The organism is Armatimonadota bacterium, assembly GCA_013314775.1.
Lineage (GTDB): Bacteria > Armatimonadota > Zipacnadia > Zipacnadales > JABUFB01 > JABUFB01.
The window spans coordinates 13,138-34,157 of record JABUFB010000023.1 but is presented as its reverse complement, the minus strand read 5'-3'; the positions used below and the strand labels follow the sequence as shown (position 1 = coordinate 34,157).

Below are 21,020 nucleotides of genomic sequence, written 5' to 3'. Positions count from 1 at the left end.
CGGGGATGCTTCACCTTGAGCGGTCTGAGATATGCGATGGACGCGTCGAAATCCGTCCGCAGGCTGGCGACGGCTTCCGGCTCCACAGCCTGCCAGTCTTCAACGAAGCGCTTCAACTGCTCGTACGTGTTGACATTCAACGGCGCTATCGAGACTGTGCTCACGGAGCTACCCCCTCGGAGATTGGTTTTGGTGGTGACCTGCCGTTCTCCGAACAAAGGGGCGCTCCCGGCGGTCTTCCCAAGACTCACGCCCCGGCACTAGACTTCGGCACGGACTCGTGGCGGGTCTTCCATGCTGAAGCATCGCGAAGCATCGGGCGGTGGCTGCACTGGGAAGGGGAGGAATCCGCTGACCGAGAAGCGATCACCGGCCGTACTCACACCGGCCAACCGTGCGCGGAGTTCTCCAAAGCGTTCACCCGATGAGCCTGGCGAGGCGGTCCCCGCAGCTCTCCGCATGGCCATGGGGACTAAGGCGGGAGAGTAAGTATGTGGCAGGGATGCCCGCGGCTGCGACTGCGGCGCCAATCAGTGTAGCCGTCCGGAATTGACCCAGCGCATCGGCGAGCAAGCCCCCCAGCGCAGGCCCGGTCACCCCCGCCAGCCCGTAACTCAGAAAGACCCAAGGGTAGACCAGACCCAGGGCTGCGCGACCATAGCTGCGCGCCACCTCCGTAGCATAGACAACGAAGGCAGCGCCGAAGCAGGTCCCGAGACCCGCACAGGTCCAAGTCAGGGAGTATTGCGCGACGGGGTGCTGAAGCAGGAAGAGGGCCGCCGCCAGTGAAGCCAGCGAGGCCGGCACCGCAGCCTTGCCGATGCGATCCGCAAGCCATCCCCACAGGACACGGCCCAGCGCGTTGCCCACCGCAAAGGCCCCGACTGCCCAGGCGGCCACCGATGGTGAACCCCCGCAGGACATCACCAGCGGCTTGAGATTGCTGATCGCCAGTAGTCCCCCGAATGTCCCGCAGAACATCCCGACCGACAGAGAAAGTACCTTCGGCTCGCTCAGGATCTGCCAGGGTCGGACCACACACTTCGCCATACGTTGACCGGAATCGCGGTTCGGCACAGAGAGAGCTGCGCCAGCCAGCAGCACCACCGCGGCATAGACGCCCCCTATCTGTCCCAGGATGCTCAGCACGTCGATACCTCGCGCGAGCATCGCCGTGGCCACCTGAGACACCACCATGCCCGACGCGCCGAAGCTCGCTACCACGATACCTGTCACCAGCCCCGGGCGATCTGGGAACCACCGCGGCCCTGTGCTCAGGGCGCAGACGTAACCCAGACCAATGGCCGTGCCTCCCAGGCATCCTATCCCTATTAGGAGAGCCGGCAAGTACCCGCCCGACCGGGCTGCGATGAGGTACCCGGCCGCGAAGAGCAGGCCACTGAGAAAAACCAACCTGCGCGGGCCATGGCGCTCCTGCATTGCACCCCCGAGGACCATTGCGGATACGAAGAAAGCCATGGTGGTGCTGAAGATGAGCGCGCACTGAGTGGCCGAGAGCCCGTACTGATCAATCAGAGCCGGCACGAAACTGCTCCAGGCATACAGGCCGCCATTGCAGAACTGGATGGCCAATGCGGCCGCGACACTCAACACGCCGCGCCACTGTATCATCCCGACCTCCTATCGTTCCACATCACGATCATCCTCGCGGCGGCGCCGATGTCCGCGACCACCGTGGCCTCCGGAGGCAGTTCGCCGCGATGCTTCTCACCGTGGCCTGTGAGCACGAAGATACCGGCGCAGGCCCCTGCACGCGATGCAAGCTCTACGTCGTGGGGGTGGTCGCCCACGGTAAATGAGTGTGCAAGATCAACGCTGTGGTCTTCCGCGGCCCGGTGGAGGAAGAACGGCTCCGGCTTGATACACCTGCAACCCTGATCCCTGGAGTGGGGGCACACGTACGTCTCGGCGATCTGCACACCCCAACGCCGGAGTTCGCCGGCAACGTGCGCATTCACCCGGTTCACATCATCCCAACTCACTATGCCCTGTCCAATGCCTCCCTGATTCGTCACGATGAAAAGCAGGTAGCGCGACTGCAGTTCCCGCAACGCCTCGCAGGCGCCGGGAATGAACCGCACCTGGTCGGGGCTGTTGAGATGACCCCGGTCCTCGATAATGGTGCCATCACGGTCAAGAAAGACGGCTGGACGCATATGGGCCATGGAACCCATCACTCATCCAGAAGGACCGGCGCGTCGCACAGAGAGCTATACGTCTCAACATCCGCCCCAGCGAGGCAGCTCTCGATGATCTGGCGGCCCAGCGGGTGCAGGTCATCCACCAGGAACTGGGAGAGTTCGCGTTCGAAGAACTGGGTCAGCAACTCGCTGCCGTGGTCATAAGCCAGCTCCCCCACCTCGGGTTGCTGGTCGACGTGCAGTAGGTGAGGCGGGATGGTCTGCCCCTCAAGCACTACGGTGTTGGGGACGTAGCCGAGGAGCGGGCATCGCGCCGGCCGCACGTCTTCCGGACCGAACCATGCCGCACCCCGGCGCGCCAGATACTCCCGGGTAAGCCACTGGGGCATGAATCCCACGCGCCATGCCCCGATGTGCTGATTCGGGATGAGGACGTAGCGCATTTCGGTGCCGGCGATGATCTGATCCAGCAGCAAGTTGGCGTGGTCGACCCGGCGCCCGGCTGCGAAAGGCCAGTAGGAGCCGACGCCCTCCGAGCTCATTCCCTCACTGTGGACAATGCTCGGGTTCTCATGCCCGCGCGGTGCGGCCAGACGCCACAGCCACGCGAGGGCCGGGGGCAGGATGTGGAACAGTCCCAAGATCCCGTAGGTGAGTTCGCCCCGCCGACACGGGGGTGTGCGTACCCCAAAGCTGCGCACATCCACAGTCCGGGGGCCATCCAGCACGTCCGGGACATTGCGGCGCGGCAGGACAACACGGGGGTTCGGGCAGGGAATTCCCGGCGCATCCTCGATGTGCTCCCAGATCAGCGCCGTGCTCTCAGGTACGGCGTCTATGTTCAGGAAGAGGAGCGGCTCCTTCGGCTGGATTGTGGTCTTCTCAAGTTGAGGATCGGTACCGTAAGCACGGATATGGTCCACGCGCACGAACCACGCCTGTTCGGCGTCCCGTAAGGTGAGTTTGCCGTTCCCCTTCTGGATCCCGGGATGGCACAGCGCCATATCATCGACGATGGGACGCAGACGGCACGTGTGGGGAATGGTCAGGTGGCGCTCCTCGCCGGTCACCAGGTTGCGGCCGAGAAGTACTCGTCCGTCGGACTCCCGGTGCAAGTGCTCGAGCATCTCGCTCTTGCCCCCACCACTGGCCCCCTCGTGCATGAAGGTCACCTTGTTGCCGTATGGCGTGACCAACTGCACTGCAGAGCAGTGGGCAGTCACCCAGTGCTCCGCCTCGCCCAGACTGAGCAGGACCCCGTAGACACCCTTCTTCGCACTTGGCCCCGGATAGAGGTTATACGCAAACAGTTCGTGCAATCCCTCGCGGCGGTTGTGGACAACTACCTGGCGCCCTCCGAAATGGGTGTGGCGGAAAGGAGGGGCGACGTACACCACGGCACCCACCCGGAAATCATCAGGCAGGTCAGAAGGGGCGACTGCGCCCTGCAACAGGGCCAGGCCGTAGGCGAAGAATGCAGCGTTTGCGGGAGCCACGGCCACTGCGCCCAGGCCTTGTGCGGGTCCCCCTGCCATGAAAAAGAACGCCGCAAGCTCCTGATCCGCCAACCAGGCCAGGGTCTCGTTGCGGAGGGATTCAAAATCAAGGCCATAGCGATCGCTGAAACGCGGCTTATCGGTGGGCAGGGCATCACCGATCACCATGCAGTCGGGGTCGCGCCGCCGCATGTACGGGTCCGTGTAGTTCGCCGCCAGCCCGTTACGCACACGGCAGACCCGGGCTTCCACGTACCGGCCTGTGCCCGGGATGTCGTAGGCCACCTCGTACCAGCCCCCGCCCGCGTCGCTCGCAGCTCTCAGGAACAGATCCTGGGGGGTCTCGGCGATGAACCTTCCCGACCGTCCCTCGAACAGCTGAGCCAGTTCAACTGGAAGCTGGAACTTGACGTCATCGAAGCCGACCATCCATGGATCATTCCTTTCTGCGCGCGAGAACTGCCGGGCCGGAGAAGCCGGAAAACACAAGCCGTCTGCGTCTGGCTTCGGCTTTCACTGCCTCGCGTCTCCCCGGTGGGGCGCCGCGCGGTCCTGAACGCTCTCGGTTGTGTGCCGTACGATGCAGCTCAGGCAGTGTGCCTGAGCTGGGTCGTACGACTGTGTAGCGTAGTAGCGTAACACACCGTGCGCGTCACGGCAATGGCCTGGCGTCGGTGTTGGCGTTGGCCGTATGCGCGATGGCGTGTGGCGCGCGCAGCGTGTACGCGATTGCGCAGTGGGGTCGGGATCATGGCGAACTGGTGTGCGAGGCATTGGGGATCCAGCGGCTGACGACCCCGGACTCGGCGACGCTGCATCGCATCTTCCGTGATATCGAACTCGCGCAGGGCGATGAGACCGGCATCGGACGTGATCTAGCCACCGTCAAAATCCAGGGGAATTTCTCGATTATCGCGGAAGGAGAAGGCGGTCTGCATGGAGCACGGTGCATTCACGGCAGGGCCCCCCGGGAACGGCTTTATGGTTCGCTACCAGGCTATTCCAAGGTCACTGCCGCTTCGCGTCCTCCAGATTTGTGCATAGGGCGGGCTAAGACTGAGGTCGCTCGGTGGACGCTAGGATGGGCTGGTTTTGATCCCATTTTCTTGTTACCACAAGACCCATTATCATAAGCTATTTTTGCCCGGAAAACGATGCCCCTCACGGGGTCTTCACCGGCGCAGAACCCCCGATTCCGGGCGCACCCTTACCCCCACCCGCTCCATGAAACGCGCTCACAGGGCGATCTGGACGCCGACGCCTGCCGCCCCCTTCGGGGGCTCTTATAATCTCGAAGGAGGGGCCCTGATTCCACCAGCTTACGCTGGTGGCAAAGGGCTTCCGCCCCTGCGGGGCTGGACGGCAACGGCCTATCGGGCGGGACGCTCAGCCTTCGCGTCCGGCAGGACGCCCGGCCGCAGGCCCCTAGCCCCGTGCTTCAGCGCGGGGCGTCTGCCGCCCCCTTCGGGGGCTCTTGTAATCTCGAAGAAGGGGCCTGATTCCACCAGCTGACGCTGGTGGCAAGAGGCTGACGCCCCTTCGGGGCTGGACGGCAAACGACCTGTCGGGCGGGACGCTCAGCCTTCGCGTCCGGCAGGACGCCCGGCCGAAGGCCTCTAGCCCCGGGTTTCAACCCGGGGCATCAACCCGGGGCGTCTACCCGGGGCACCTGCCGCCCCCTTCGGGGGCTCTTATAATCTCGAAGGAGGGGCCCTGATTCCACCAGCTTACGCTGGTGGCAAAGGGCTTCCGCCCCTGCGGGGCTGGACGGCAAACGACCTGTCGGGCGGGACGCTCAGCCTTCGCGTCCGGCAGGACGCCCGGCCGCAGGCCCCTAGCCCCGTGCTTCAGCGCGGGGCGTCTGCCGCCCCCTTCGGGGGCTCTTGTAATCTCGAAGAAGGGGCCTGATTCCACCAGCTGACGCTGGTGGCAAGAGGCTGACGCCCCTTCGGGGCTGGACGGCAAACGACCTGTCGGGCGGGACGCTCAGCCTTCGCGTCCCTCAGGACGCTCGGCCGCAGGCCCACAGCCCCGTGCTTCAGCGCGGGGCGTCAACCCGTGCGTCAACCCGGGGTGCCAATTCGGGGCACCGACTCAACCCGGGGCGTCAACCCGGGGCACCGACGCGGATTAATGGGATGTCCCTCCTACGCGGAGAAATGGGATTTTCGCGCGTTTTGCCTACGCGAAACCCATTGAATCGCCATTCCCTCGATCCAGCTGTTCCCTCCGACGCAACACCGCGAGTATCCGGGCCTGCAGTTCCTTCATGTGCACCGGTTTGGGCATGTAGTCATCCGCACCGGTCTCCAGGCCCATCACCCGGGCGTCAACGTCGCCCTTGGCAGTGAGCATGAGCACCGGCACCTTCAACTGCAGTCGCTTGCGAATAGCGTCCAGCACGTCGATCCCTTGGAGGCCCGGCAGAATCCAGTCAAGCAGCACGAAATCAGGAACCCGCTCGCCCAATGCCTCTAGCGCGGCTTCCCCCGATCCGACTATGCGAAAGCTGTAGCCCATATCCTTTACGACTTCGGCAAGCATCTCAGCCAGGTATTCGCTGTCCTCCACGATAAGTGCGAATCCCTCGGTCATGCAAAAGCCTCCACGGAAGCAGGCCAATCCATCAGCTCACTTCACGCATTATCTTGTACCCATATCCGCGCACCGTGATCAACCGTCTTGGGTGACGCGGGTCGTCCTCGATTTTCTTGCGCAAATTGCCGATGTGGATTTCCAGCAGATTTGAGCTGTAGCCTTCGTAGCCCCACACCCGCTCGGTGAGCCGCTCGCGGCTCATCACCTGGCCGGCGTGACGCATAAGCGCCAAGAGCAGCTTGAACTCGATGGGCGTCAGCTCCACCAGTTTCCCATCCACGGTCACTTCATGCCGCCGCTCATCCAGCTCGATTCCCGCCGCGCTGTAATTGGTCTCCCCGGGCGTCGGAATGGCGCCCTCTTCCGTCCGCCGCAGCACCGCGCGGATGCGGGAGATCAACTCCTTCGGGCTGAAGGGCTTTGTGACGTAATCATCCGCTCCCATTTCCAGGCCGATGATGCGGTCCACTTCCTCGGCCTTGGCAGTGAGCATGATCACCGGCACGCGAGACTTCCCGCGAATCGTCCGGCAGATCTCCACCCCATCCATGTCCGGCAGACCCAGGTCGAGCACAACCAGAGCCGGTTCGAGCCGCTCGAAAGCAGACAGCCCGCCCATACCTGTGTTCTCAATATGGGTCTGAAATCCCGCAATCTTGGCCTTCTCGGCCACGGCGTCTGCCGCTCCGGGATCATCTTCAATAATTAGAATGCGCTGATCCGGCACGATGCCCCTCCCCGTTTCTATTCGGTTTTTTGTTCACAGAAAGCCCCGACATCTCCGGAGCAATCATCCTGAATGGCGTCGCACAATGGGAACAGCAGGCTGAAGGTCGAGCCCTTGCCCGGGGTGCTCTGCAACCCCACTTCCGCTCCCAGCAGGCGAACGATGCACTGGACCACGGTGAGCCCCAGGCCGGAACCCTTCTGCTGCGGCACCGCATCGTCCTGGTGGTAGCGGTAGAAGGCATCGAAGACCTTAGGCTGCACATCCGGGGCAATGCCGGGGCCTTCGTCGGCCACCGCGATGCATAACTGCCCATTGTCCACATTTGCCTGCACCGTCACCCTGCTGCCTGCCGGACTGTACTTGATGGCATTGTCGATCAGATTGCCCAGCGCCTGGCGCAGTCGTTCCCTATCGGTGGTCAGACAAGGCAATTCGGGGGGGGAGCTTGATGCGCAGCGAGATCCCCTTCGCCTGGGCAAGCGGTTCGAAATTGATCACCGTATCGCGAATGAACCCTCGCGTCTCCACCACTGATAGTTCAATAGGCGCATTCCCCTGGACCAACCGCGTGAGTTGCAGCAAGTCCTCCACGATCTTGCAAAGGTTCGCCGCGCCTTCGCGGATCCTGCGCATGTAATGCTCCTGCTGGGGTGTCAGGGGGCCTGCGTCACCGTCGAGGAGCATTTCGGTAAAGGCCACGATGGCTGTGAGCGGCGAGCGCAGTTCGTGGGATACCACGGACACCGTACCGATGCCCAGCTCCCCGACCACGGAGCGCCTCATCCCGGCGGCCGCGAAACTCGCCAGGGTCTTTAGCAGACGCGCCTCGTAATCACAGATTGCTCGCCCGGAAAGGTTTTCCCCCACAATTACGCCGAAATGAGCACTGGGCAGCCGGAAGGGTACAATGCAAGCGGGTATCGGCTTAGGTCCGCCTCCCACCGCAGCAGACGGCGGGAAACTCGCCATGACCGGCCCACAGTCCTGCAAGGCCAAATACCGAAGCATGGCATGTGAGGACAGAGCGATTTCCTGGCTCGCCCCGTCCACCGGCTCACCGGCAATCGCCTCGAGCTTGAGCCGGTCGGACTTCGGGTGCGCCAGGTAAAAGCGAATCCTCTCGAGGCTCGAATTGCTCTGAGCGATCCTCACGACATGATGGCACAGCTCCGAGAACTCCTCGGCGTCGAGTACTCGCACGAGATCTTCGAGCAACTCCAGTGTACCTCCGGCCATTTTCGCCATCGCCTTTGGGGCGACGCGCACCTGCTCTCCTCCCCACCCCATACCACGCGCGCAGCCATCAGAATATGCCGATTCCGGGCCCCCCTTTCTTTCTATGGCCTCTGAACAGCAGTGTGTTACTATTGTTTGACCTATCGGTCATGCCCGGATACCGCAGCCCCCGGCCTGCTCCTCCGTTTCCTTGGCTGTGTTGCCGCTGTCGCAATTCATGGGTTATGTTCGATATTTCCCCATGAACTCCTGCAAAAGGGGCAACATCTATGAAAGTTATTGGGTGACAGGTTTGAAAGAGGATAAGGTGGTTATAATAACGACAATGAGTTTGGCGGTTGCATGAAGGGCTCCCTCCCCCACCCCCAGCACCCTTCTTAGCAATCGCCAGTAATGAGCCGGCGAAAGCCGGCTCATTCATTTGCCGACCATGCCGCGGGTTTCAACCCGGGACATCTGCCGCCCCCTTCGGGGGCTGTTATAATCTGGAAGGGGGCCCTGATTCCACCAGCTTACGCTGGTGGCAAAGGGCTTCCGCCCCTTCGGGGCTGGACGGCAAACGGCCTGTCGGGCGGGACGCTCGGCCTTCGCGTCCCTCAGGACGCCCGGCCGCAGGCCCCTAGCCCCGGGTTTCAACCCGGGGCGTCAATCCGGGTTTCAACCCGGGGCGTCAACCCGGGGCGCGTCAATCCGGGCATCAACCCGGGGCATCTGCCGCCCCCTTCGGGGGCTGTTATAATCTGGAGGGGGGCCCTGATTCCACCAGCTTACGCTGGTGGCAAAGGGCTTCCGCCCCTGCGGGGCTGAACGGCAACGGCGTTGGACGGCAAACGGCAACGGCAAACGGCCTGTCGGGCGGGACGCTCGGCCTTCGCGTCCCTCAGGACGCCCGGCCGCAGGCCTGTAGCCCCGGGTTTCAACCCGGGGCACCAACCCGGGGCACCAACCCGGGGCACCAACCCGGGGCGCGTCAATCCGGGCATCAACCCGGGGCATCTGCCGCCCCCTTCGGGGGCTCTTATAATCTCGAAGGAGGGGCCTGATTCCACCAGCTTACGCTGGTGGCAAGAGGCTAACGCCCCTGCGGGGCTGGACGGCAACGGCGTTGGACGGCAAACGGCAACGGCAAACGGCCTGTCGGGCGGGACGTTCAGCCTTTGCGTCCGGCAGGACGCCCGGCCGAAGGCCCCTAGCCCCGTGCTTCAGCGCGGGGCACCAACGCGGGGCGTCAATCTTCGCGTCCGGCAGGACGCCCGGCCGAAGGCCTGTAGCCCCGGGTTTCAACCCGGGGCGCCAACCCGGGGCACCAACCCGGGGCACCAACCCGGGGCGCCAACCCGGGGCGCGTCAATCCGGGTTTCAACCCGGGGCGCCAACCCGGGGCGTCAACCCGGGGCGCCGATCCGGAACACCTCGACCTACGCGACTAAAGGCAAACGGCGACGCCACATAGAACGAGGTCGATGCTTATGCTAGTCCCTCTTCACCAGCGCAGCAAGCCTCTGCTGTGGGCATTGCTTATCGCCGCTATCTGCCTGCCCGCGCTGGCCTGCGCCCAGATTCCATCCAACCTCGCCGAAGGCCCGCTTCTCGCACGGGCTGCGGTGGATCAGACCGTTGAGGTCGCCCTTTACGGGCCCGCCACCGCCGGGACCCGGGAGCCCGCCTTGCTCACAGTTATGGCCGAGGGCGATGGCGATACTTCCATCGCCTGCGGCATCGTGATGCTGGCGGCGCCCCGGGATAAGATCCAGTTCCTCGACTCCCCGCCGCCTGCGGGCTGGGCAATTCCCAACGGTCAATGGTCGCCCGACGGTCAGAGCGAATGGCGCCAGCTGCTCCCGGTCAACCCCGGCGCGCGCTGGGCTCTGGGCGCGCTTACCATGGCCCACGTGTACTTCCAGGGAACCGCAGGCGACATTTTCGACGCAGTCCTCGCCGACCCCGACAGCCCCCGACCGGAAGACAATGTCGCCCTGCTGGACAGGGCCACGTACGAGCAGACGGCCATCGCCTTCGTGGTGGATGAGGACCTGCGCAATCGCCAGGACCTCGCGCGTCTCGAACCTGGGACCGCCGGCCCACGCGGCGCCCATGGGGTGCGCTTCAGTTTCCCGGTGACGATCCGCGACCCCCGCGTCACGGTGCACGCCTGGCTTCTCCTGCGCATGGCCGACAAGACCACCACGAACACCCTCACGGCAGCCATTACCCAGGAGAAAGGGCTCTTCGGTCCGGCATTTGAGGACGACGGCACCGGGCCGCCTGTGATTTTGCAGCCTTCGGAAGAGGAGCAGGTGGGGCCGGAGCTCACGGTGGAGGGGCGCATTCAGCCGGGCCTGCTGGCCACCGCGTGGGTGGAAATCTACGCCGAGAGTGATCCGGAACTGCGCACGGTACTTCCGCCGTCCCGGCAGCTCAGCGATGACCAGGGCAATTTCCGGGTCCCCCTGTCTTTACCCGCTGCGGACAAAGGCGCGGGAACACTGGTGTACGAGATCCACGTCCGCGCGGAGGGGCCGGCATATCGTTCGCCGACCGCGATTCGCAAGGTGCAATTCAGCGCGGAAGAGGGGTAGGCCAGGGCGGGAATATGATGATATGCGACGGCGGTCGGATTTCTGCCGCCCCCTTCGGGGGCTCTTATAATCTCGAAGGAGGGCCTTGATTCCACCAGCTTACGCTGGTGGCAAAGGGCTTCCGCCCCTGCGGGGCTGGACGGCAACGGCCTGTCGAGCGGGACGCTCAGCCTTTGCGTCCGGCAGGACGCCCGGCCGCAGGCCTGTAGCCCCGTGCTTCAGCGCGGGGCGTCAATCCGGGGCGCGTCAATCCGGGTTTCAACCCGGGGCGTCAATCTTCGCGTCCCTCAGGACGCCCGGCCGCAGGCCCCTAGCCCCGGGTTTCAACCCGGGGCGTCGATCCGGGGCATCTGCCGCCCCCTTCGGGGGCTCTTATAATCTCGAAGGAGGGGCCTGATTCCACCAGCTTACGCTGGTGGCAAAGGGCTTCCGCCCCTGCGGGGCTGGACGGCAACGGCGAACGGCGTTGGACGACCGTCCCGGTCGGCAATCTTCTCGACCTTTGCGTCCGGCAGGACGCCCGGCCGCAGGCCCCTAGCCCCGGGTTTCAACCCGGGGCGCCAACCCGGGGCGTCAATCTTCGCGTCCGGCAGGACGCCCGGCCGCAGGCCCCTAGCCCCGGGTTTCAACCCGGGGCACCGATCCGGGGCACCGATCCGGGGCATCGACGACGCGGATTGATGGAACGCCCGACCTCGCGCGCCTAGATGTTGGGCGGCGGCGCAGGTGGGGTCTCTACTACGTACACCGTCGGAATGTCGATCAGCTTGTCCTCATCTTCCTTGTCCAGAAAGACCTTCTGCGCGCCCTGCAGGATCACGTTCACGCCCGCACCCGGAATGATCTCCAGGTTATACTCGCCCGCAGGCACATCGGCGATGGCGAAGGTCCCGTCCGGGTTCACGGCCTGCTGGATCGCGTCGCCGCCATCGGTGGGGGTGAGCTTCACCGTCACATTGCCCTGCCCCACGTTCCCACCGTCCTGCAGGAGCATGACCCGGCCCGTCACCGCCACCAGAATCTGAGTCGGCGGGCTACCGCTATTGCAGCCTACAAGCGCCAGGACGCTGAATAGCAGCGTCAATCCGGCGAGCATCATGAGTGTGTTCGGGAGCTTTGTCATCAGGCGAGTAGCCCTCCTTTAGCGGTTCACCGACAGCGGTCGGACGGCGCGCACCTGCTGCCCGTCTTCGCTGCGAGCCTGGATCACGATCATGTACAGGCCCCGCGGCACCGCGGTTCCCGCGTCGCTGCTGAGGTTCCACACCAGGGTGTGAGTTCCGGCGGTCTCCACGCGGTCGGCAACGATCTGCCGCACCTTACGGCCGGCGATATTGAGCACTTCGGCGGTCACCGATGCCGGCCCGCTCAGGCCGTAGGTCACCACCGCGGCGCCGGGGCCGCTCTGAACGCTCATGCTGCTCACAAGCGCCGCGCCGCTGCGCTGCACGATCTCCAGCGTCATCTTCCGACTCGCGCCATCAGCGCCGGTTTCGAAAGTGAAGCCCGGACTGGTCCGCAGGTAGCAGGACTTCCCGCTTTCCTTGTCGGTGAGAATGACCGCATATTCCGCCGGCACCGTGGACAGGTCCGGCGCGGACACGGTCACTGCGGTATTCGGCAGGCTGGTGGTGACCACGAGGTCCCACTTCTGCGCCAGGTCGCCGGTGCGCACGTCCACCGCCAGAGCGTCCCCCGAGCCCGCGAAAGCCAGGTCAACCGCGCCATCCACCAGCGGCGGGTTGGCGATCTCCACCGCATCGCCGCCGATGCCGCAGAAGTTCATGGTGTCTGCGAGATCGCCCGCAGAAGCCACAAGCTGCACCAGCTTGGCATCATCACCGAAGCTGAGGGGAGCGGCGGACGCCTGGGCGGTGCCGATCTGCACATTGCCCGCCGCTGCGCGCTTGATGAAGTACCCCTTCCAGGCGTCCAGCTTATCATCCACCACGTTCAGCCCGCCCGCAGGGATATTGGCCTTGAGCACGTAGCCGGTCCCGTCGTAATACCAGGCGTAGGGGATTGCCGGGTTGATATTGCCCAGAGAGATGTTCCGCGGCGGGCTGATAATGCTCCAGCCCGCGGGGGCATTGAAGGCCACCGGGCTTGGGAGCGGGTCGCCGTCGAAGTAGGCCGTCCGCGCCGCGTTGAACTTCGCGAAGTACCCCATGCCGGGCACCTGCTGGATCTCCTCGGCGCCGCCCACTGCCTTGTCGATCACATACGCGCCCGCGCCTGCATCATACCGCGCGACGCCGTCCGCGCCGGTGAGGGTGAGCACGCGGCCCGCATCCGTGAGCGGGATCCCGATGGTCCGGGTCCCGGCGGCGAAATCGAACCAGCGGCGGCTGGTGAAGGTCGCCTCATCCTTGTCGGGGCGCACTGTGAGGCCACCTGTATCCGCGGCATTAGGCGGCGCGGTCAGGGTGTAATCGGTCTTCTGCGCCAGGAGGCCGGTGGTGAGGTTGAAGCTCTTCCCGTCCCCCGTGTCGCTCACATTGGTCACCGCTACCGTCCCACCGCCCGCAGCGGTGAGGGTCCAGTCAGCGGCTCCGAGGGTGGCGATGTCCATCACCTTGTCGAAGGTGGCGCGAACCCGGGTGCGGTTCACGAAAACCGCGCTCACAAGCTCCGGATTGGCCGGGACTTCGAAGTCCAGACCCTCCGGAGCGGCCAGTTCATTGCCCGCCACGTCCTTCGCCGCGTTCACCGTCACCTTGTATTTCTTCCCGGCGGCCAGGACATTCTGCAGGGTGAGGGTCACCACGTTCCCCGCGGCTTCCAGGTTCGCCGAAGCTATGGGCAGCACCGGCGAGCCGTTGGCGGTGATGACACCCTCGTCAGTGACTGTGTAACTCGCGAGGTCTTCGGCCACCGTCTCGTCCAGCAGTTCGCCGGCGTTGAAGGTGACCACCACATCCGCCGAGTCCCGCTGTCCCGCCGCGGAAACCGGGTCGGGCAGCTCATTGTCCACGGTGAGCGCAACCGGCGCCGACCAGCCCGCATTCGGATTAGCCGCCGCGTCCACGTTCTGGGTCCCGTCCCAGACCTTGCCGCGATGCACGACCCGAGCCCGAACCTGAAGAGCGGTGGTTCCGGCGAATCCGGTGTTCCAGACGATCTTCTTCGCGCCGATATCCGCCACCGTGCCGGCAGCATTGACGAAACCGGCCCCTGCGTCATATTGAAGCTCCAGGGCGGTTGCGAAGCCGTCGGTCCAGGTCAGGTCGATGACCACATCGTCCTTCTGACGCGCGCCGGCATTGAGGACAACCGCCACGTTCTTGCCGGGCTTCGGCTCGGTGGTCAGGGCAAGATCAACCTGGGCAAGCTGGGCATTGCCCACGGCGTCCACAACGTCCTTGACGCTCACCTGGTAGCGCTGGGTGGGCAGGAGGTTTTCGCCCAGGACCAGTTCGATCACGTTCTGGGTCCCGGCCGCAAGACGCGCTTCGGTGATGGGCAGGGCTCCGGCGTGGCTGGTGGTGATGACGCCCATGTCTACGACTTCATAGTTCGCCAGATTTGCCACCGAGCCGGGGTCAAGCGCTTCGTCGGTCTTGAAGGCGATGGACACCAAATTGCCCGCGCCGCTTGCGCTCTGGGGAACCGGGGCCTCATTGTCCAGGATAACGCCGGCGGTCACCCAGCCTGCATCCGGGTTGGTGGCCGCGTCCACCACCGCCGTCCCGTTCCAGACCTGCCCCTTCTCCAGGAACCGAACACGCAGGTCCAGGGCTTTCGTGCCTGCGAAACCGGTGTTCCATTCCCAGGTCTTGTTCACATTGTCTGAGGTGGCGTCAAAGGGATGCCAGTTAGCGCCGCCGTCATCGGAGTACTGGGCTTCGGCATCGTCGGAGAAGCCGTTCGTCCACCCGTAGGTGCCCTTGATGGGGTCCTTCTGGCGCGGAGCATTCACGCTGACGGTTACATCGGTGGGCGGGAATGCGGGCAGCGTCACGGGAACTACATCCGTCCCCACCATCGCATTGCCCAAATCATCCTGCACATTCCAGGCGCCCAGGAACAGGTCGCCTTCGCGGGGCAGAGCGCTTGCCAGGGTCAATTCCACCTGGTTGTCGCCCAGCTTGGTAACATTGGTCACATTGATGAGCGTCGCCGCCGGAGCATCGGGCGGATCGCCGACGGAGGCCGCGTAATTGCCGGCGGCCAGAGCAGTGGCATCATCGAGGATCTCGCCGGACTGGAAGGTGGCGGTGATCTTCGTGCCGTCTCGATTGGCCACGGCGCTGGTCAGGTCCGGGGGCTCGTTATCCACGGTGAGGTCGGTTGCGCCATTGACCCAGCCCACATCCGGGTTGGCTGCGGCGTCAACGGCCGCGGTCCCGTCCCAGACCTTCCCCTGATCCAGCCCGCGCAGGCGCACCGGGAATGTCTCCACGCCCGGTACTCCGGTGGTGACGGTGAGCTTCTTCGTCTGCGCGTTCCAGTTCAGCATCCCGGCCGGGGCAGTTTCCCAGACCCCGCCGAAGAAGCGCTGAGCCTCCACGCTGGTGACCTTGCCGGTGGTCCAGGTCAGATCAAACTCCACCGGGTCCTTCTGGCGCTGGGTGAAGGTGAAGCCCAGGTCTTGCACGGGGTCGGGGGGGCCTTCGGTCACCGTCACCGTGAGGGTCCCCCAACTGGCCACCGCGATGTCCTGGGTAACCAGGTCCTTCAGAGCGTTCAGCGGATCACCCACGGCGAAAGTAACGGGGTAATCGCCCGCGGTGTCGGTCTTGCGCTTCACGTCGAAGGTCACCAGGGCCTTGGCATCGGACACCGTGCCGGTGGCCATGAGCTTATTGGCGCTGATGCTCAGGCCTCCGGGCATCGGAGTATCCAGGCCCTTGAGGTCCAGGATGGTGTTGTCGAACACCACGTTGGAGATCTCAAGAGCGTTGGTGTCATACTGCAGCAGGAACAGGGCGCCGCCAAGGTCCGTACCGGCGGGGAAGTTCTTGACGAAAATCCCCACATTCTGAGTATTCGTGTCGGTTTTCTGGAAGGTCAACTGATCCGGGCTGAACTCCACGCTGGTCGCCCAGGCACCGGATGCAAAGGCGACCAGGGCAAGCAGGCAAAGGCCGCTCCACGCGGTTGACGTCCTGTTCACTGATATTCCTCCTTCGGAGCCGTCTGGGGCGCGGCAGTGGGTTGCGCTTTGTTGTACTCGCGCCAGGACAGCACGAAGTCTGTGAAGTCGAGCGCGTTGATGGCCTTGGGTGTGGCGGTCTGACTGCTGAGCATCTCTGCCGGGTCAATGACGCCGGATGGGGTGGAACGTGGCGCAAGATCCGCCAGGGCTTTGTCCGCAGTGAAGCCCGACTGGTTATACTCGCGCCAGGCCTGAACGAACACCGCAAAGTCCAGGGCGTTCACCTTGCTGTCCCAGTTCACATCCCCGAACAGTGGGACCTGGGCGGTGCCGAAAGTGCCCTGACTCGTGAGCACCGCCAGGGACGCATCCTTCACCGACACGCTCCCCGCTTCAAAGGCCACCGGGTCTTTCGTAGCCCGGCCCCGGGAAGTGAAGACGATGTCGCACACATGCTTTGTGGTCTTCGCGGCCTCGTCTTTCATGAGCGCCACGATCCACACGCCATTTGTGGGCGAGCCGCTGACGGCTTCGGCGAACACCACGGGGGTGTCGTCGGATGGGTCGGCAGTGGGCACATCATTGGCGTCGATGCTCATCACATCAGCGCCCGGTCGCACCGCCACGATCTGGATATCCGACGGCGTCTGATTGAGCCCGTATGCAGCGGGGAAATTGAGCCGGAAGACCACCTGCCGGGCGGTCCCGGCGCCTTCCACCGTGACCTTGGCGTAATAATCGCCGGTGAGCGTCCCGGTGCCGGTCCGGTCGGGTTGGACCGAGACCTTCACCTGCTGGGCGCAGACCGGGATCGCCAGGGCCAGCAACAGCACGGGCAAGAGCAATCCGCGGAGCCTGATCATAGGCGTCCCCTCCCTGGGGATTTTGTGAAAGCCGAATTGGTAGCTCGACAGCCAACCGCCGTTAGATCGCGTAGGTCGACGCCCCCGGGTTGACGCCCCGGGTTGACGCCCCGGGTTGACGCCCCGGGTTGACGCCCCGGGTTGAAACCCGGGGCTAGAGGCCTGCGGCCGGGCGTCCTGCCGGACGCAAAGGCCGAAAAGATTGCCGACCAGGACGGGCAGCACCCTTCCCCGTTGCCGTTTGCCGTCCAACGCCGTTCGCCGTTGCCGTCCAGCCCCGAAGGGGCGGCAGTCTCTTGCCACCAGCGTAAGCTGGTGGAATCAGGGCCCCCCTCCAGATTATAAGAGCCCCCGAAGGGGGCGGCAGACGCCCCCGGGTTGAAACCCGGGGCTAGGGGCCTTCGGCCGGGCGTCCTGCCGAACGCAAAGGCCGAGCGTCCCGCTCGACAGGCCGTTCGCCGTCGCCGTTTGCCGTCCAACGCCGTTCGCCGTTGCCGTCCAGCCCCGAAGGGGCGGCAGTCTCTTGCCACCAGCGTAAGCTGGTGGAATCAGGGCCCCCCTCCAGATTATAAGAGCCCCCGAAGGGGGCGGCAGAAATCCGACCTCGGCCGACCGGGACGGTCGTCGGCCTACGCGCGAAGAATCCTCACGGGAACTGCTTCGGGAACCGGAACTGGTCCCAGTAATTCGACTTCTCATCGAACTCGCCGCAACTGCTCGTCCCCGCCGCCTTGACCGTCGCCGAATTCGCGCCCGGCATGCGGAACTGGTCGAAGTAGAAGGGCTTTGCCCCAGCGTCCCCCTCCAGCGCCTCGCCGATCTTCCCGGTATCCACGGAAATCCCCAGCGTCGCCTGCAGGCCGTCGGCGTCGTAGCCGAACAGGTCGCTTCCCATCTCATAGCGCACGTCAATGAACATGTCGCCCCAGCGCTTGCCGATGAGGGCGTGTCCGGCTGCCTTGAGCTTCTTCGCGTCATTGGTGAGGGTGGCAAGGGTCCAGTCGGCATCAATGTTCCGCAGGCCGCCGCCAAGGCCGAAATACCAGCCTCCCATGTTCCAGACATAGCTCAGATCAAGCTGCCACATCTGGCCGTCCACGCGCATCGGCCCGCCTTCGGCCATGACCGTGCAGTCCACATTAGTCCAGCCGCCGGTGAGCAGGAGGCTGTCTGAAAGCCACGTCTGAGCGCGCACGCCCCAGTCGGAATCAAAGTCCCCCATGTCCGCGTAAGCCACGCCCAGGGACAGATCATTTACGCCCTGTGCCCACGCGCAGGAGGCACTCAGCGCAAAGCAAATCACGACCATGAACAGGCCCTTAGTGGGGTTCATCTACGAACCATCCCTCCCGGGGTGCAATGAGTCTGCGAGTCAGCGAGAACGGTAGATTGAGAAGAGTAGCACGTGACAGCCACACGCCCCCGCGTCACGAGTTTCCTGGCGCGGAACAACGCCTGTCTTTGGTGGTCAGGAAGATTGGTATTTCGAACCAAGAACCTGTTCGCTCCCCAGCGAAAGCACACCTTCCGTAATTCTCCACTCTTGTGCCGCATCGTGCAAGAGCTTTGTCCATCCTTGGTTGACGCCCCGGGTTGAGGCGGTGCCCCCGGGTTGACGCCCGGGGTTGAGGCGGTGCCCCGGGTTGGTGCCCCGGGTTGAAACCCGGGGCTAGAGGCCTTCGGCCGGGCGTCCTGAGGGACGCAAAGATTGACGCCCCAGATCGACGCCCCGAATTGGTGCCCCGCGCTGAAGCACGGGGCTGGGGGCCTTCGGCCGGGCGTCCTGACGGACGCAAAGATTGACGCCCCAGATCGATGCCCCGCGTTGACGCCCCGCGCTGAAGCACGGGGCTAGGGGCCTGCGGCCGGGCGTCCTGAGGGACGCGAAGATTGACGCCCCAGATCGGTGCCCCGCGTTGACGCCCCGGGTTGAAACCCGGGGCTAGAGGCCTGCGGCCGGGCGTCCTGAGGGACGCGAAGATTGACGCCCCAGATCGATGCCCCGCGTTGACGCCCCGCGCTAAAGCACGGGGCTAGGGGCCTGCGGCCGGGCGTCCTGAGGGACGCGAAGGCCGAGCGTCCCGCTCAACAGGCCGTTCGCCGTTGCCGTCCAGCCCCGAAGGGGCGGAAGCCCTTTGCCACCAGCGTAAGCTGGTGGAATCAGGCCCCCCTCCAGATCACAAGAGCCCCCGAAGGGGGCGGCAGAAATCCGACCTCCGCCTGCGGGCGATCTCCACGATTGCACGCCCGCACCGAAAAAGACGGGCGCCACATCCCCCAAAGCCCCCCTCCCCCACCCACCCGTCTAATAGCATTTGCTCACGTTCTTGGAGGAAGATAATAGCAGTTACTCACCTTTTTGAAGGAAGATAATAGCAGAAACTCACCTTTTTCAAGGAATATGAGAGTATGCTAATTATTGCATAGCGCCATTCTCAGGCCATTTACGGCCATTCTCAGCCTAGTGCGGCCGGAGCCCCGAATCACCACAAGTAGTTACACAAGTAACTACACAAGGAGCGGGGGGCTTTCGTTGCACTTCGCCCCCGCTCTTCGGGCTTTACGGCCACGGCAAACGACCCCCGTCAACGGCTCCACGACACACGGCAAAAGGCGCCCAGCCACCCCCTGCGGCGCCCCCACAATCCCCGCCGCAGGAGCCTTCCCCAGCCCTCTGTACACAATAGCCGTAACGGGAACGTTTCAGCCATTGAAGTCAATACTGCTATTTGAGCAATCACAGGCTCTTGTGATTCCTATCGTCACGAGTATAATAGTCATGACGATAGGAATCTCTTCCGGGAGTGAGCCCCCATGCCCCCTTTCATCGACCGGGTCAGCGAGCTTGCCTTCCTGGATGACCTCGCGGCGCGCCCGGGCGGGCAGCTCTATGTCCTGTATGGACGTCGCCGGGTGGGCAAGACCGCGCTCCTGCGGGAGTTTTGCCGCTCCAGGCCCCATATCTACTTTCAGGCCGCACAGGTGCCCGACAGCGACAACCTTTCGCAGTTTCATGCCGCCGCGGCGGATGCGCTGGAGGAGAGCGTCTTGCGGTCTGCGCGGTTCGAAAGCTGGGAGGCGCTTCTGGGGTACCTTGCCCGGCAGGCAAGGGAACGTCTGGTGGTGGTGCTGGATGAGTTCCCCTATCTGTGCGAGGCCGATCCTGGATTACCCTCGCGCATTCAGCGCTTCTGGGATCATCAGGGGCAGCAGAGCCATTTGATGCTGGCGCTGTCGGGTTCCGCGGTGAGTTTCATGGAAAACGCGGTGCTTGCCCGCACGTCCCCGCTGTTTGGACGACGCACGGGGCAGCAGGAGCTTGTCCCCCTGCCCCTGTCGGCGGCGGCCCAGTTCTTCCCCGACTGGTCCCCCACAGATCAGTTCCGCGCGTATGGTTGCCTGGGGGGTATGCCCATGTACCTGGCGCAGTTTGACCCGCGCTACTCTTTCGCCGAAAACGTGCGCCAGGCTCTCCTGCGTCCTCAGTCTTTGCTGTATGAAGAGCCGGCGAACCTGTTGCGCAGCGAACTGCGCGACCTGCAGGTGTACAATGGCATTCTGGAAGCCGTGGCCGCCGGCCTCACACGTCCCAATGAGATCGCCGGCCGGGTCGGGGTTCAAGTCACCGCGCTGAGCCACTATCTGCCGGTGCTGCAGTCACTGCGCCTGCTGCGTCGCACAGTGAGCATCACGGATCGCGCACCGGATAAACGCTCTCGGGGCCGGTACTTCCTTGCGGACAATTTCCTGCGCTTCTGGTACCGGTTCGTCTTGCCCAACCGCAGCCTGCTGGAAATGGGCCTGGCGGCTGAGGTCTGGAAGAACCAGGTGGCGCCGGTGTTCGACCAGTTCCTGGGAGCGGCCTTCGAACAAGCCTGCCGGGAGTGGGTGCGGGCAGGGGGGGACGGACGGCTCCCCTCTCCCCCACTGGGTGACGTAGGGCCATTCTGGAGCCGAGATGTGGAAATTGACCTGCTGTGCGAAACCGCTGACGGAGGGCATCTGGTGGGGGAATGCAAGTGGTCCGCGTCGCCGGTGGGCCTGGGGGTACTGGAAGACCTGCGGGAGAAAACAAGGGCGCTTCCGGATAAATGGCGGCGAGGCCTTCGCCCGGTGCTCTTCTCCCGTTCCGGGTTCAGCGACAGCCTGCGGGAACGGGCCGTCGAGGAAGACGTGCTGCTGGTGGGTCTGGAGGAGCTCCTGGGTGGGTGAATCAGCCCGCAGGGACTTTTGCAGGTTGACGGACGTTTCATAAAAT

At 64.3% G+C, this 21,020-nt stretch carries 15 protein-coding genes; 3 read left to right on the top strand and 12 right to left on the bottom strand.

The window, feature by feature from the left end; translation table 11 throughout:
* The 4 genes from HPY44_21565 to HPY44_21550 form a co-directional block, all read right to left on the bottom strand.
* Positions 1–164, bottom strand: a 164-nt coding sequence (locus tag HPY44_21565) for a hypothetical protein (protein NSW58609.1), incomplete at its 3' end; no start/stop codon positions are given.
* A gap of 253 nt (positions 165–417) precedes the next feature.
* Positions 418–1,632, bottom strand: a complete 1,215-nt coding sequence (locus HPY44_21560) for an MFS transporter (protein NSW58608.1) — start codon at positions 1,630–1,632, stop codon at positions 418–420.
* Positions 1,629–2,186, bottom strand: a complete 558-nt coding sequence (locus HPY44_21555; GenBank protein NSW58607.1) for an HAD family hydrolase — start codon at positions 2,184–2,186, stop codon at positions 1,629–1,631. Before HPY44_21555 ends, HPY44_21560 begins: the two co-directional genes overlap by 4 nt.
* Before the next feature lie 8 nt (positions 2,187–2,194).
* A complete protein-coding gene (locus HPY44_21550) occupies positions 2,195–4,087 on the bottom strand; it encodes a DUF4914 family protein (protein NSW58606.1) in 1,893 nt (630 codons plus the stop codon).
* 254 nt (positions 4,088–4,341) lie between these two features.
* Between HPY44_21550 and HPY44_21545 the strand changes: the two genes are divergently transcribed.
* The gene (locus tag HPY44_21545; GenBank protein ID NSW58605.1) at positions 4,342–4,791 is read left to right on the top strand and encodes a transposase family protein; all 450 of its coding nucleotides are present in this window, start codon (positions 4,342–4,344) and stop codon (positions 4,789–4,791) included.
* Between the two features lie 1,048 nt (positions 4,792–5,839).
* Here the strand turns inward: HPY44_21545 and HPY44_21540 are convergent.
* The 4 genes from HPY44_21540 to HPY44_21525 are packed head-to-tail and all read right to left on the bottom strand — an operon-like array spanning position 5,840 to position 8,252.
* Positions 5,840–6,253: a response regulator gene (locus HPY44_21540; GenBank protein NSW58604.1), complete on the bottom strand. Its 414-nt coding sequence runs from the start codon at positions 6,251–6,253 to the stop codon at positions 5,840–5,842.
* A 31-nt stretch (positions 6,254–6,284) separates the two neighbouring features.
* The gene (locus HPY44_21535) at positions 6,285–6,983 is read right to left on the bottom strand and encodes a response regulator transcription factor (protein NSW58603.1); all 699 of its coding nucleotides are present in this window, start codon (positions 6,981–6,983) and stop codon (positions 6,285–6,287) included.
* Positions 6,984–7,000: 17 nt separating this feature from the next.
* Positions 7,001–7,417 carry an ATP-binding protein gene (locus HPY44_21530; GenBank protein ID NSW58602.1) on the bottom strand — a complete coding sequence of 139 codons (417 nt, stop codon included), beginning with the start codon at positions 7,415–7,417 and terminating at the stop codon, positions 7,001–7,003.
* Positions 7,395–8,252: a hypothetical protein gene (locus HPY44_21525; GenBank protein ID NSW58601.1), complete on the bottom strand. Its 858-nt coding sequence runs from the start codon at positions 8,250–8,252 to the stop codon at positions 7,395–7,397. Before HPY44_21525 ends, HPY44_21530 begins: the two co-directional genes overlap by 23 nt.
* A 1,439-nt stretch (positions 8,253–9,691) precedes the next feature.
* On the opposite strand from HPY44_21525, the gene HPY44_21520 reads away from it, so the two are divergent.
* A complete protein-coding gene (locus HPY44_21520) occupies positions 9,692–10,801 on the top strand; it encodes a hypothetical protein (GenBank protein NSW58600.1) in 1,110 nt (369 codons plus the stop codon).
* 703 nt (positions 10,802–11,504) lie between these two features.
* Here the strand turns inward: HPY44_21520 and HPY44_21515 are convergent.
* The 4 genes from HPY44_21515 to HPY44_21500 all read right to left on the bottom strand — a co-directional run bounded on the left by HPY44_21515 (position 11,505) and on the right by HPY44_21500 (position 18,095).
* The gene (locus HPY44_21515) at positions 11,505–11,924 is read right to left on the bottom strand and encodes a carboxypeptidase regulatory-like domain-containing protein (GenBank protein ID NSW58599.1); all 420 of its coding nucleotides are present in this window, start codon (positions 11,922–11,924) and stop codon (positions 11,505–11,507) included.
* An 18-nt stretch (positions 11,925–11,942) separates the two neighbouring features.
* Positions 11,943–15,917 carry an Ig-like domain-containing protein gene (locus tag HPY44_21510; protein ID NSW58598.1) on the bottom strand — a complete coding sequence of 1,325 codons (3,975 nt, stop codon included), beginning with the start codon at positions 15,915–15,917 and terminating at the stop codon, positions 11,943–11,945.
* Positions 15,914–16,762: a hypothetical protein gene (locus HPY44_21505; protein NSW58597.1), complete on the bottom strand. Its 849-nt coding sequence runs from the start codon at positions 16,760–16,762 to the stop codon at positions 15,914–15,916. Before HPY44_21505 ends, HPY44_21510 begins: the two co-directional genes overlap by 4 nt.
* A 646-nt stretch (positions 16,763–17,408) precedes the next feature.
* Positions 17,409–18,095: a hypothetical protein gene (locus tag HPY44_21500; GenBank protein NSW58596.1), complete on the bottom strand. Its 687-nt coding sequence runs from the start codon at positions 18,093–18,095 to the stop codon at positions 17,409–17,411.
* Between the two features lie 1,481 nt (positions 18,096–19,576).
* Here HPY44_21500 and HPY44_21495 point away from each other — a divergent pair.
* On the top strand, positions 19,577–20,974 hold the full coding sequence (locus HPY44_21495; protein ID NSW58595.1) for an ATP-binding protein: 1,398 nt from the start codon (positions 19,577–19,579) through the stop codon (positions 20,972–20,974).
* Positions 20,975–21,020 lie beyond the last annotated feature (46 nt).